Annotated in this window: 11 protein-coding genes; 6 read left to right on the top strand and 5 right to left on the bottom strand. The window is 66.7% G+C overall.

The genetic code is table 11. The features are described 5' to 3' along the window. Positions 1–5: 5 nt before the first annotated feature. Genes AC3WQY_RS02620 through AC3WQY_RS02600 form a run of 5 tightly spaced genes read right to left on the bottom strand, consistent with a single transcriptional unit; the run spans position 6 to position 6,413 of the window. Entirely contained in the window at positions 6–1,286 is a 1,281-nt protein-coding gene (locus tag AC3WQY_RS02620) for a nucleotide sugar dehydrogenase (protein WP_285231137.1), read from the bottom strand. A 38-nt stretch (positions 1,287–1,324) separates the two neighbouring features. After that, entirely contained in the window at positions 1,325–2,776 is a 1,452-nt protein-coding gene (locus AC3WQY_RS02615) for a mannose-1-phosphate guanylyltransferase/mannose-6-phosphate isomerase (RefSeq protein WP_492705542.1), read from the bottom strand. Then, entirely contained in the window at positions 2,773–3,792 is a 1,020-nt protein-coding gene (galE, locus tag AC3WQY_RS02610; protein ID WP_492705540.1) for a UDP-glucose 4-epimerase GalE, read from the bottom strand. Before galE ends, AC3WQY_RS02615 begins: the two co-directional genes overlap by 4 nt. A 7-nt stretch (positions 3,793–3,799) precedes the next feature. Continuing rightward, positions 3,800–5,008, bottom strand: coding sequence for a hypothetical protein (locus AC3WQY_RS02605; protein WP_492705538.1), 1,209 nt, complete (start codon positions 5,006–5,008; stop codon positions 3,800–3,802). A gap of 10 nt (positions 5,009–5,018) precedes the next feature. Next, positions 5,019–6,413: an undecaprenyl-phosphate glucose phosphotransferase gene (locus AC3WQY_RS02600; protein WP_492705536.1), complete on the bottom strand. Its 1,395-nt coding sequence runs from the start codon at positions 6,411–6,413 to the stop codon at positions 5,019–5,021. A 191-nt stretch (positions 6,414–6,604) separates the two neighbouring features. Here AC3WQY_RS02600 and AC3WQY_RS02595 point away from each other — a divergent pair, with 191 nt between their 5' ends. The 6 genes from AC3WQY_RS02595 (at position 6,605) to aspS (ending at position 13,490) form a co-directional block, all read left to right on the top strand. Beyond that, positions 6,605–7,138, top strand: a complete 534-nt coding sequence (locus AC3WQY_RS02595) for a hypothetical protein (RefSeq protein WP_492705534.1) — start codon at positions 6,605–6,607, stop codon at positions 7,136–7,138. Beyond that, positions 7,135–8,691: a ubiquinone biosynthesis regulatory protein kinase UbiB gene (gene ubiB, locus AC3WQY_RS02590; RefSeq protein ID WP_285231143.1), complete on the top strand. Its 1,557-nt coding sequence runs from the start codon at positions 7,135–7,137 to the stop codon at positions 8,689–8,691. Before AC3WQY_RS02595 ends, ubiB begins: the two co-directional genes overlap by 4 nt. 369 nt (positions 8,692–9,060) lie before the next feature. Beyond that, positions 9,061–10,539 (top strand): high affinity choline transporter 1, encoded by a 1,479-nt coding sequence (locus AC3WQY_RS02585; RefSeq protein WP_492705531.1) that lies wholly within the window; start codon positions 9,061–9,063, stop codon positions 10,537–10,539. A 32-nt stretch (positions 10,540–10,571) separates the two neighbouring features. Next, on the top strand, positions 10,572–10,880 hold the full coding sequence (locus tag AC3WQY_RS02580; protein ID WP_285231145.1) for an FmdB family zinc ribbon protein: 309 nt from the start codon (positions 10,572–10,574) through the stop codon (positions 10,878–10,880). 45 nt (positions 10,881–10,925) lie between these two features. Beyond that, positions 10,926–11,582 (top strand): DUF502 domain-containing protein, encoded by a 657-nt coding sequence (locus tag AC3WQY_RS02575; RefSeq protein WP_285231146.1) that lies wholly within the window; start codon positions 10,926–10,928, stop codon positions 11,580–11,582. A gap of 114 nt (positions 11,583–11,696) precedes the next feature. Continuing rightward, a complete protein-coding gene (gene aspS / locus AC3WQY_RS02570; protein ID WP_285231147.1) occupies positions 11,697–13,490 on the top strand; it encodes an aspartate--tRNA ligase in 1,794 nt (597 codons plus the stop codon). Positions 13,491–13,588: the final 98 nt, after the last annotated feature.

Here is a 13,588-nt window from a genome sequence, read left to right as displayed (position 1 = left end):
TCGGATTACAGACGCCAGAGCTTGAGCCCAGCGGCCTGGATCGCCTTGGCGTCGAAGGCGGCCTTGACGTCGATGAAGGCGCCGCCCTTGATGAGCTTGCGGCCGATGTCGTCGATCGACAGGGCCTTGTATTCCTTGTGGGCGACGGCGGCGACGATGGCGTCGGCGCGTGGCAGCTCGTCCCAGCTGACGGTGCGCACGCCGTACTCGTGCTGGGCCTCGTCCGGGTCGGCGGCCGGGTCGGTGACGGTCACCTCGACGCCATAGCTCTGCAGCTCATGGATGATGTCGATCACCTTGGAGTTGCGCAGGTCGGCGCAGTCTTCCTTGAAGGTCAGGCCCAGCACATTGACCTTGGCGCCCTTGATATAGCTGCCGGCGGCAATCATGTGCTTGATGGTCTGCTCGGCGATGAACTTGCCCATGCCGTCGTTGATGCGGCGGCCGGCCAGGATCACCTGCGGGTGGTAGCCCAGCATGTCGGCCTTGTGGGTCAGGTAATAGGGGTCGACGCCGATGCAATGGCCGCCCACCAGGCCCGGCTTGAACTTGAGGAAGTTCCACTTGGTGCCGGCGGCCTCCAGCACCTCGGAGGTGTCCAGGCCGATCTTGTCGAAGATGATGGAGAGCTCGTTCATCAGCGCGATGTTCAGGTCGCGCTGGGTGTTCTCGATCACCTTGGCGGCCTCGGCCGTCTTGATGCTGGAGGCGCGGTGCACGCCCGGGATGATGATGCGCTCGTAGACCTTGGCCACCGCATCCAGGGTTTCGGGCGTGTCACCCGAGACGATCTTGAGGATCTTGGTGAGCGTGTGTTCCTTGTCGCCCGGGTTGATGCGCTCCGGGCTGTAGCCGACGAAAAAGTCTTTCTTCCACTTCAGGCCCGACTCGCGCTCCAGTACCGGAATGCACACCTCTTCGGTGGCGCCGGGGTAGACGGTGCTCTCGTACACCACGATGGCGCCCTTCTTCATGTGCCGGCCCACGCTGGTGCTGGAACCGATCAGGGGCTTGAAGTCGGGGATATGGGCCTCGTCCACCGGCGTGGGCACGGCAACGATGATGACGTCGGCCTCGGCCAGGCATTTGGGGTCGCTGGAGTATTCGGCGAAGGTGGCCGCCTTGACCTCCTCGTCCGTGAGTTCGCGCGAGGGGTCGGTGCCGGCCTGGCACTTGGCCACCTTGTCGACGGCAATGTCGAAGCCGATCGTGCGGCTCTGCTTGCCGAACTCGATCACCAGAGGCAAGCCCACATATCCCAAACCAACGACGGCAATCACGCTCACGATCAATCTCCAAAAAAGCAGTTCAAGGTTGGCCCGGCTCAGCCGCGGCCGTAGCTGTCTTCATATCGGACGATATCGTCCTCGCCCAGATAGGAGCCCGACTGGACCTCGATGATTTCCAGCGGTACTTTTCCCGGATTTGCCAGGCGATGCACCTGGCCCAGGGGAATGTAGGTGCTTTGATTCTCGCTCAGCAAGAGGACCTGCTCGCCGTTGGTGATCTCGGCCGTGCCGGATACCACGATCCAATGCTCGGCGCGATGGTGGTGCTTCTGCAGGCTCAGCGAGGCGCCCGGCTTGACCATGATGCGCTTGACCTGGAAGCGCGCACCCATGTCGATGCTGTCGTACCAGCCCCAGGGGCGGTGCACCTTGCGGTGCAGGGTCTGCTCGCCGCGCTTTTCCTTGTTGAGCCGGGCCACGATGTTCTTCACGTCCTGGCTCTTGCTGCGCTCGGCCACCAGCACCGCATCGGGGGTCTCGACGATGACGATGTTGTCCAGCCCCACCGCGGCCACCAGCCGGCTGGTGGCATGCACCAGGGTGTTGTGGCTGTCGGAGATGATGGTGTCGCCGCGGCTGGCATTGCCCTGGGTGTCCTTCTCGGCCACCTGCCACACCGCCTCCCAGGCGCCCAGGTCGTTCCAGCCGGCATCCAGCTCCACCATGCGCAGCACGAAGTCGCTGCCGGGGCAGCGCTCCATCACCGCATAGTCGACCGACTCGGCCGGCACCTGCGTGAACAGCGCCTTGTCGGGGCGCACGAACAGGCCGTCGAGCTGGCGTGCCGCGTACGCGGCACGGGTGGCCGCGGCGATGTCGGGGCGAAAGCCCTCCAGCGCCTTCATCCAGGCGCTGGCGCGCAGCACGAACATGCCGCTGTTCCAGTAGTAGCCGCCGGCGGCCAGATAGCCCGCCGCGGTGGCGGCGTCGGGCTTCTCGACAAAGGCCTCGACGTTGAGTCCGCACGCGTCGCTGCTGCTGCGGATGTAGCCGTAGCCGGTCTCGGGGCGGTCGGGGGTGATGCCCAGGATCACGATGGCGCCGTCGGCCGCGGCGCGCACGGCGGCCTGCAGCGCGGCGGTGAAGGCCGGGTCGTTGGTGACGGTCTGGTCGGCGGGCGTCACCACCAGCACCGGGTCCGCGCCGCCGTCCGCACCTTCTTCCAGCGCCTGCAGGGCCGCCAGGGTCAGCGCCGGTGCGGTGTTGCGGCCGGCCGGCTCAAGCAGCACGGCGCCCGGCGTGGCCGAGGTCTCGCGCAACTGGTCCAGCACCATGAAGCGGTGCTCCTCGTTGCCCACCACCAGGGTGGGCGCGACGGCGATGTCCGCCGCAGCCAGGCCCGCGAGGCGCTCGGCGGCCTGCTGGAACAGGCTGCTATTGCCGGCCAGCACCAGGAATTGCTTGGGATAGCCGGCGCGCGACAGCGGCCACAGCCGCGTGCCGCTGCCGCCGGCCATGATGACGGGCTGCACCTGGATGACGCTCATGCTTCAAATCCCTGCGGGTTCATGCGCTGCCAGCGCCAGCTGTCTTCGCACATGCGCTGCAGATCGTGCCGGGTCACCCAGCCCAGGCGCTCGCGCGCGAGGCTGGGGTCGGCGTAGTTGGCAGCGGCGTCGCCGGGGCGGCGCGCCACGATGGCATAGGGGATAGGCCTGCCGCTGGCCTGTTCGTAGGCGCGCACCAGTTCCAGCACGCTGTAGCCGCGCCCGGTGCCGAGGTTGACGGTGATGGATTCGCGCCCGCCCAGCAGGAAGCGCAGCGCCGCCACATGGCCCTCGGCCAGGTCGACCACATGGATGTAGTCGCGCACGCCGGTGCCGTCGGGGGTGGCGTAATCGCCGCCGAACACCTGCACGCGTTCGCGCCGGCCCACCGCCACCTGGGCCACATAAGGCATCAGGTTGTTGGGGATGCCGCGCGGGTCTTCGCCGATCAGGCCGCTTTCGTGCGCGCCCACCGGGTTGAAGTAGCGCAGGGCGGCGGTCTGCCACTGCGGATCGGCGGCGCCCAGGTCGCGCAGGATGGTCTCGCCCATCAGCTTGGTGGCGCCGTAGGGGTTGAGGGCCGAGAGCGGCGCGTCCTCGCGCAGCGGCAGGCGCTCGGGCATGCCGTAGACGGTGGCGCTGGAGCTGAACACGATGCGGCTGCAGCCATGGCGACGCATCGCCTCGAGGGTGCCGAGCAGGCCGCCGACGTTGTTGCGGTAATAGGCCAGCGGCTGCTCGGCGGACTCGCCCACCGCCTTGAAGGCGGCGAAATGCACCACCGCGTCGGGCCGGTGGCGGGCGAACACCGCCTCGAGCGCGGCGGCGTCGTTGACATCGGCGCGTTCGAACAGCGGCGCCTGGCCGCTCAGGCGCGCCAGGCGCTCCAACACCTTGGGCGAGCTGTTGCTGAAATTGTCGAGGCCGACCACGCGGTAGCCGGCGGCCAGCAGGGCCAGCCAGGTGTGCGAGGCGATGTAACCGGTGGCGCCGGTGAGCAGGACGGTGGCTGGCATGGCTGGCTTACCTGATCACGGCCTGGCCGTAGCAGCCGTAGGTGTTGGCGCTGTAGGCGTACTGGGCCACCGTGCTGCTGCGACCCGAGTGACTGATCTGGCAGCCAAGCTCCAGGCCGCGCGAGTAGAGCCAGCGTGCGCCCAGACTGAAGGCGCGGTCGTGGTCGTTGCTGCCAGTCTGGAATAGGCTGTCGGTCCGATCCGTTCTGTTAAAGCTCAGGCTGGCATCCAGGATCAGCTTGGCGCTGAGTTCGTAACCGCTGTTCAGCTGTAACGTCTCGGCGAGGCGACTGAAGTCCGAGTTCAAGTTGGCAAAGCCGAGGTAGTAATTGTCCAGCCCCGAGTCACGCAACAGCTTGGCGCTGAGGTTCCACTTGGCCGTGGGCTGCCAATCCCAGACCAATACGCCGGTCAAGCCGGAGAAGTCACGAAGGTTGGAGAAGCTGTGGGCGGCGTGGCTTGAACTCAGGCGTCCGTACAACTTGCTGGCGGCAGTGGCCTGCCAGTCGGCCGTGAGATCGACATCATTGCGCGTGAACTCGTCCGGCGTGACGACGTCGCCCTGCACCAGGTAGCGCGGGTTCTTGCCCTTGGTGTGGCGTGCCGCCAGGCCCAGCCGTACCGGGCTGCTCGGCCGCCACACCAGACCCAGCGACGCGGCATCTTCACGGTAATTCAGACGCGTGTACTCGATTGCACTGAACTCGCGCTGGCGGTGCGTCAGCACCGCCTCCAGCGTCAGCTTGGTCACCAGGCCCAGGCGCGCGATGCCCTGCAGCTGGCTGTTGTCTTCGGTGTTCTTCTTGAAGATGGGCGTGATGCCGCTGCCGATGTTGTAGTCGGCCAGCGAGCGTTTCTTGCTGGCGCTGAGGGTGCCCGAGAGCCGCTCGATGCTGGCCCAGTCCAGGCCCAGCTTGGCGGCGTAGGCAATGTTGTTGAGCTCGCTGTTGTGGCGGTAGCGGTTGGCCTGCACCGACACATCGCCGAACAGGCGCTGGCGGCCCAGGCGCTGGTCCAGCCCGGCCAGCAGGCTGGCATTGCCGACCTCGTCGCTGTTGGCGGCATTGCTCTGCCGGTAGATATTGGAGACGTGGTAAAGCCCCAGCGAACCGCCGAGGTAATAGGGGCTGGTCTCGGCCTGCGCCGCGCCGGCCATCGTCAGCAGCAGTGCAAGGCACGGGGTCAGGTTTTGCCGCAGCGCGATCTTGGTGGTCATGGCGGGGTCGTCAGTATGCATTTCGGTCGAACAGCATGAGCTTGGCGGTACGCACGATGATTTGCAGGTCCAGGCCCAGCGACCAGTTGCGCAGGTATTCCAGATCGTATTCGACGCGCGCCTTCATCTTGTCGATGGTGTCGGTCTCGCCGCGCAGGCCGTTCACCTGGGCCCAGCCGGTGATGCCGGGCTTGACCTTGTGGCGCACCATATAGGCCTTGATGAGCTTGCGGTATTCCTCGTTGTGCGCCACCGCATGCGGGCGCGGCCCGACGATGCTCATGCGCCCCTGCAGCACATTGATGAACTGCGGCAGCTCGTCCAGCGAGGTGCGGCGGATGAAGGCGCCGAAGCGGGTGATGCGCGGATCGTCCTTGGTGGCCTGCCGGACCACCGGGCCGTTGTCCTGGCTGCGCATGGAGCGGAACTTGTAGACGATGATCTCCTCGCCATCCAGGCCGTTGCGGCGCTGCTTGAAGATCACCGGCCCGGGCGAGCTGAGCTTCACGCCGATCGCGATGGCCAGCAGGATGGGCGAGATCAGCACCAGGATCAGGCCGGCCAGCACCACGTCGCTGGCGCGCTTGACGAGTTCGTTGATGCCGGTGAAGGGGGTTTCGCAAATGCCCACCACGGGCACGCCGTTCACGTCCTGCAGGCGGCCCTGGATGATGCTGATACCGAACACGTCGGGCACGAAGAACAGCGAGGCGGTGGTGCCCTGGATCTGCTCGAGCAGCTGCACGATGCGCGGCTGCGAGCCCAGCGGCAGGGTGATGTAGACCTCGCGCACATTGTTTTTGCGCACATAGTCGCTCAGCTCGCTGAGCATGCCCACCAGCTGCGGGCTGGCGTCGGGGTGCAGACGCTCGTCCTGGCGGTCATCGAAGAAGCCCAGCAGCTCGACGCCGCCATGCGGCCCCGCGGCCAGGGCCTTGGCCACCTTGGCGCCCAACGGCCCGGCACCCACGATCACCGCGCTGCGCCGCGAGCTCGGGTGCGAGGCCTGCCAGAGCAGCAGGCGGCGGCCGATCAGGATGGCCAGCAGCTGCGCCAGCGGCGTGATGGCGGCCCACCACATCAGCACCTTGTCCTCGAAGTAGTGCAGGCTGTTGGTGGCGTAGCCGAACATGCCGAGGATCAGCAGCAGGGTGATCCAGGAGCCCAGCACGTCCAGGGTGGCGCTGACCGGGTGCTCGGCGAAGCGGTTGCGGCCCGGGAAGGTGAGGGCGAACACCAGCAGGCACAGCGTGTAGGTGGAACGCAGCACCGGCTCGTCGAAATAGTCGTTCACCAGGAAGAAGCACAGCACGATCAGGCTGGGCTCCAGGAAGGCGGCGATCAATGACTGGACCGATTGCGGTGCGCTGTAGAAGGTTCTCTTGTAGCTGCGGTCCTCGAACATCTCGGCGTGGCCCCCGGTGCCTTTTGTTTGCTTCTGTCGTCGATGGTGGTGCTGCGCGACACGCAATGGGTGCCGTCAGTCCAGCCCCCTTGTCTGGACATGAGCGCGGATTCTCTCTCAATTAACCGGCGCTCCCGGGCGGGGTCCCCCCCTAAGTCGAGGCGGGGTGAGGCCCTGTCTACAATCCGCGCATGCTGAACGATTGGTCAAGACTCTGGGCACCGGCGGTGCAGGATCGCATCACCTTGTTGCTCAACCATGTCATTTCGCGGGAAAGCCACGCGATGGCGCGGCTGCAGCCGCAGGCCGGCAAGTCGGTGCTGGTGCATCTGCGCGGCTGGCCCGGGCTGTTGCCGGCCGCCCCCGACCTGGCCCTGCAGGTCACGCCCGCCGGCCTGTGGGAGCGGCTCGACGCCGCGCCGGCCGACGCGCTGCGCATCGAGATCGACGCCGCCAACCCTGCCGCGCTGGCCTTCGGTGCGCTCACCGGCGCCAAGCCCGACGTGCAAATCCAGGGGGACGCCGCCTTTGCCGCCGAGATGAATTGGCTGATGGAAAACCTGCGCTGGGACCTCGAGGATGAGCTCGCCCAGCTGGTCGGCCCGGCGCCCGCGCATCAGCTGGCGCGCTGGGGCGGGGCGATCGCCCAGGCCTTTGCCAAGTTCGCCAAGTTCGCCGATGGGGCCCGCAACGCGGCCATGTCAGGTGGCCGCGGGCCGGCATGAGGTACTTCGCCCGCCTGCTGGTCATCGGCTGGACCATCTTCCGTTTCGGTCTGGACGAAATGGCCCTCTCGGGCCTGAGCGGGCGGCGCTTCCGCTGGCTGCGCCGGCTGATCTCGGTGGGCCGCAGCTGGCAGCAGCCGCGCGGCGTGCGCCTGCGCCTGGCGCTGGAGCGGCTGGGGCCGATCTTCGTCAAGTTCGGCCAGGTGCTCTCCACCCGCCGCGACCTGGTGCCCGGCGACATCGTCGAGGAACTGGCCCGCTTGCAGGACGATGTGCCGCCGTTCCCGGCCGAGACCTCGCGCGCCCTGGTGGAAAAGGCCTTCGGGCGCAGGATTGAAGAGCTGTTCGGCAGCTTCGAGGCCGAGCCGGTGGCCAGCGCCTCGATCGCCCAGGTGCATTTCGCCACCCTGAAGGACGGCCGCGAGGTCGCGGTGAAGGTGCTGCGCCCCGGCATGCTGGACGTGATCGAGGACGACCTGGCCCTGCTGCGCACCATCGCCGGCTGGGTCGAGCGCCTCAGCGCCGATGGCCGGCGTCTCAAGCCGCGCGAGGTGGTGGCCGAGTTCGACACCTATCTGCACGACGAGCTCGACCTGGTGCGCGAGGCCGCCAACGCGGCCCAGCTGCGCCGCAATATGGATGGCCTGAATCTGGTGATGGTGCCCGTGATGATGTGGGACCTGTGCACCAGCGAGGTGATCGTGATGGAGCGCATGAGCGGCGTGCCCATCAGCCAGGTGCAGCGCCTCAGGGACGCCGGGGTGGACATCCCCAAGCTGGCGCGCGACGGCGTCACCATCTTCTTCACCCAGGTGTTCCGCGACGGCTTCTTCCACGCCGACATGCACCCCGGCAACATCCAGGTGAGCCTGGCGCCCGCCACCTTCGGCCGCTATATCGCGCTGGACTTCGGCATCATCGGCACGCTCACCGAGGTGGACAAGGAATACCTGGCGCAGAACTTCATCGCCTTTTTCCAGCGCGACTACAAGCGCGTGGCCGAGCTGCACATCGAGTCCGGCTGGGTGCCCGCCGGCACCCGCGTGGACGAGCTCGAGAGCGCGGTGCGCGCGGTCTGCGAGCCGCATTTCGACCGGCCGCTGAAGGACATCTCGCTGGGCCAGGTGCTGATGCGCCTGTTCCAGACCTCGCGCCGCTTCAATGTCGAGATCCAGCCGCAGCTGGTGCTGCTGCAGAAGACCCTGCTGAACGTGGAGGGCCTGGGCCGCCAGCTCGACCCCGAGCTGGACCTCTGGGCCACCGCCAAGCCCTTCCTGGAGCGCTGGATGAACGAGCAGGTGGGCTGGCGCGCCCTGGTGCACCAACTCAAGAAGGAGGCGCCGCGCTATGCCCAGCTCTTCCCTGAGCTGCCGCGCCTGCTGCACGACGCGCTCAAGCGCCAGGCCTCGCCGCACGATGGCCGCGCCATCCAGGCGCTGATCCAGGAGCAGCGCCGCACCAACCGGCTGCTGCAGGCGCTGCTCTATGGTGCGGTGGGCTTCACCCTGGGGCTGCTGGCGGCCAATGTGCTGATGCGCGTGCATTGGTTCTGATTGGAGAGGGCTCCCAGAGCGTGTTTGTGATCCCGTCATGGTGCCCGCAAGGCAACCCAGGGGCGCAATCTAGGCGCGCGCCGCAGGCCAGGCTCGCCGCCTGGCCAAGGTGGGCAACGACGAGTGCGCCCCTGGGCTGCCTTGCCCTTCGGGTTGCCCCGCAAAGACAGCGTCTGCGGCGTTGCAAATCCTCGCCGGGTGTCCAACCCGGCTGCGGTTTGCGCCTTGCATCCGCTGCCTTTGCGGGGCAACGGGCACTATGACGGGGTCGCAAACACGCTCTCAGACAAGCCCGCATGGCCCACGGCTTGCGTTGCGCTGATAATCCGGCGCGCTTTCCTTTGCCGGGCCCTGCCCGAGACGCTTGCCATGAACACCACGCTGATCGTCTTTGTCGTGCTCTACCTGCTGGGGACCCTGAGCCTGGGGGTCTGGGCCGGCACCCGCATCAAGAACACCAGTGACTTCGCCATCGCCGGCCGCAGCCTGCCGCTGATCATGGTGATCACCACCACCTTCGCCACCTGGTTCGGTGCCGAGACGGTGATGGGCATCCCGGCCAAGTTCGTGCAGGGCGGCCTGAATTCCATCGTCGAGGACCCCTTCGGCGCCGGCACCTGCCTGATCCTGGTCGGCGCCTTCTTCGCCACCAAGCTGTACCGCCAGAACCTGCTGACCATCGGCGACTTCTACCGCCAGCGCTTCGGCAAGGGCGTCGAGGTGTTCTGCTCCAGCGCCATCATCCTCAGCTATCTGGGCTGGGTGGCGGCGCAGATCACCGCCCTCGGCCTGGTGTTCTCGGTGCTGACCAATGGCGCGATGAGCGAGACCGCCGGCATGATCGTCGGTACCCTGGCGGTGCTGATCTATGTGGTGATCGGCGGCTTCCTGGCGGTGGCCTGGACCGACTTTATCCAGATGATCGTGCTGGTGATCGGCCTGTCGGTGATCGCGGTGTTCTCGGCCGACTTGGCCGGTGGTGCCGACAAGGTGTTCGCGATGGCGCAGAGCAAGGAGCTGTTCAGGTTCCTGCCCGAGCCCAGCTTCACCGAGATCGCCATGTTCGTCGGCGCCGGCGTCACCATGATGCTGGGCAGCATTCCGCAGCAGGACGTGTTCCAGCGCGTCATGTCGGCCAAGGATGAGAAGACCGCCCGCAACGGCGCCATGATCGGCGGCATCAGCTACATCCTGTTCGCCGCCGTGCCCATGTTCATCGTCGCCAGTGCGGTGGTGGTGATGGGCCAGCAGGCCCTGGACGTGGCGCGCGACGATTACCAGAAGCTGCTGCCCCTGTTCGTGCTGAGCAAGATGCCGCTGATCATGCAGATCCTGTTCTTCGGCGCGCTGCTCTCGGCCATCAAGAGCACCTCCTCGGCCACGCTGCTGGCGCCCTCGACCAGCTTCGTCGAGAACATTCTGAAGAATCTGCGCCCGCACATGGGCGACCGCCAGCAGCTGCTGGCGATGCGCCTGACCATCATCGTGTTCGCCGCCCTGGTGCTGGCCTATGCGATCGCGATGCAGGGCACCTCGATCTATGAGCTGGTGTCCTCGGCCTACCAGGTCACCCTGGTGGGGGCCTTCGTGCCGCTGGTGATGGGCTTGTACTGGCAGCGCGCCACCACCCAGGGCGCGATTTTCTCGCTGGTGGGCGGCATTGCGGTCTGGATCGCCTTCCTGCCCCAGGTCAGCAGCCTGGGCGAGGGCTTCCCGGGGCAGCTGGCCGGCCTGCTGGTGGCGATCGTCGCGATGGTGCTGGGCTCGCTGGCCCCGCAGTGGCTGAAGAACCGCCGCGAGCACAAGCACCATGTCGCGGGGCTGGCCAACGAGGCCTCGCCCCTATAATTCGCGTTTCCTATCAATAGCTTAGACCCCTCATGCCGATCTACGCCTACCGCTGCAGTACCTGCGGTCACGCCAAAGACGTGCTGCAAAAGCTGTCTGATGCCCCGCTGAGCACCTGCCCCGCCTGCGGGGCCGAGAGCTTCAGCAAGCAAGTCACCGCCGCCGGCTTCCAGCTCAAGGGCTCGGGCTGGTACGCCACCGATTTCAAGGGTGGCAGCGCCGGCACGGCCGCACCGGCCACCGCGGCAGGCGGCGCCGCTGCCGCCGCTGCGCCCGCGGCCGACGCCGCGCCGGCCGCGGCCTCGTCCACGCCTTGCGGGGGCTCCTGCGCCTGCCATTGACATGACCCGCCGCGGGCCGCGAGGCCGGGCCGCACAAGGAACCCAGTGAGAAAGTACATCATCGCCGGCCTGCTCGTCTGGCTACCGCTTGCCATCACCATCTGGGTGTTGCATCAGGTGCTGGGCGTCGTCAACGGCGTGTTCGACTCGCTGCTGGGTGCCCTCAAGGTGGTCTCGCCCAGTTCGCTGCACGACGGCATCTCCAGCCTTAGCGACGTGCCGGGCCTGGGCCTGGTGATCCTGGTGGGCGGCCTGCTGCTCACCGGCATGTTCGTGGCGAACATCTTTGGCCAGTGGTGGCTCAGGCAATGGGACAAGCTGATGTCCAGCATCCCCATCGTCAAGAGCATCTACAGCTCGGTCAAGCAGGTCTCGGACACCCTGTTCTCCAGCAGCGGCAACGCCTTTCGCGAGGCGGTGCTGGTGCAGTACCCGCGCGAGGGCAGCTGGACCATCGCCTTCGTCACCGGCTCGCCCAGCGGCGAGGTGGCGCAGCATTTCCCTGAGGAGCATGTGAGCCTGTACGTGCCCACCACGCCGAACCCGACCTCGGGCTTCTTCCTGATGATGCCGCGCACCAGCATCCGCTCGCTGGACATGAGCGTGGACGAGGCGCTCAAGTACATCATCTCGATGGGGGTGGTGGCGCCGAACACCGGCCATGCGGCAGCCGCCCCGACCGAACGAAATCTACCGGGTTGATCGCCCCGGCCGGCGTTCAACCCTGAGGGCAGCCTGCCCGACCAGAGCCACCAGACAAGACCTGACCCCGCTGCGCAAGAGGCGCAGCGCACCCAAGAATTCGGAGAAAACGATATGCGTACCTGTTATGCCGGCCAAGTCAGCGAGAAGCTGCTCGACCAGACCGTGACCCTGATGGGCTGGGCCCATCGCCGCCGCGACCATGGCGGCGTGATCTTCATCGACCTGCGCGACCGCGAGGGCCTGGTGCAGGTGGTCTGCGACCCCGACCGCGCCGAGATGTTCAAGGTGGCGGAAGACGTGCGCAACGAGTTCTGCCTGAAGATCGTCGGCAAGGTGCGCGCGCGCCCGGCCGGCACCGAGAACGCCAACCTCACCAGCGGCAAGATCGAGATCCTCTGCCATGAGCTGGAAGTGCTGAACCCCTCGGTGACGCCCCCGTTCCAGCTGGACGACGAGAACCTCTCCGAGACCACGCGCCTCACGCACCGCGTGCTGGACCTGCGCCGCCCCTACATGCAGAACAACCTGATGCTGCGCTACCGCGTGGCGATGGAGGCGCGCAAGTTCCTGGACGAGCATGGCTTCATCGACATCGAGACGCCCATGCTCACCAAGAGCACGCCCGAGGGCGCGCGCGATTACCTGGTGCCCAGCCGTGTGCACGACGGCACCTTCTTCGCGCTGCCGCAATCGCCCCAGCTCTTCAAGCAGCTGCTGATGGTGGCCGGCTACGACCGCTATTACCAGATCACCAAGTGCTTCCGCGACGAAGACCTGCGCGCCGACCGCCAGCCCGAATTCACCCAGATCGATATCGAAACGAGCTTCCTCACCGAGCAGGAAATCCGTGACATGTTCGAGGGCATGATCCGCCACGTCTTCATGAAGGCGCTGAACGTGGACCTGGGCGCCTACCCGGTGATGAAGTACGCGGACGCGATGCACCGCTTCGGCTCCGACAAGCCGGACCTGCGCGTCAAGCTCGAGTTCACCGAACTCACCGACGCGATGGGCGATGTCGACTTCAAGGTCTTCTCCACCCCCGCCACCACCCCCGGTGGCCGCGTGGTTGCCCTGCGCGTGCCGGGCGGCGCGGCCATGAGCCGCGGCGAGATCGACAGCTACACCGAGTTCGTGAAGATCTACGGTGCCAAGGGCCTGGCCTGGATCAAGGTCAACGAAGTGGCCAAGGGCCGCGAAGGCCTGCAGTCGCCCATCGTCAAGAACCTGCACGACAAGGCCGTGGCCGACATCCTGGCGCGCACCGGCGCGCAGGACGGCGACCTGCTGTTCTTCGGTGCCGACAAGGCCAAGGTGGTGAACGATGCCATCGGCGCGCTGCGCCTGAAGGTGGGCCACAGCGAATTCGGCAAGAGCCATGGCCTGTTCGAAGACCGTTGGGCACCGCTGTGGGTGGTGGACTTCCCGATGTTCGAGCACGACGAAGAGAACGACCGCTGGGCGGCCGTGCACCATCCCTTCACCGCGCCCAAGGACGGCCATGAGGACCTGATGGTCACCGACCCGGGCAAGTGCATCGCCAAGGCCTACGACATGGTGCTGAACGGCTGGGAGCTGGGTGGCGGCTCGATCCGTATCCACCGCGCCGAGGTGCAGAGCAAGGTGTTCGACGCGCTCAAGATCAGCAAGGAAGACGCCCAGGTCAAGTTCGGCTTCCTGCTGGACGCGCTGCAGTACGGCGCACCCCCGCACGGCGGCCTGGCCTTCGGCCTGGATCGCCTGGTGACGCTGATGACCAAGGCCGACTCGATCCGCGACGTGATTGCCTTCCCCAAGACCCAGCGCGCGCAATGCCTGCTGACCGGCGCACCCTCGTATGTGGACGAGAAGCAGCTGCGCGAGCTGCACATCCGCCTGCGCAATGCGGGTGCCGCAGCGGCCTGATCGCGAGCGGATTGTCAGCAACAGAAAGGGCCGCAGCAGCGGCCCTTTTTCGTTTGGTGCTCCATCCAGCCAGGCCAACCAAAAAGGGGGGCTTACTG

This window comes from Roseateles sp. FW301-B2 (assembly GCF_058788955.1).
This window is presented reverse-complemented; position numbering and strand designations above follow the sequence as displayed.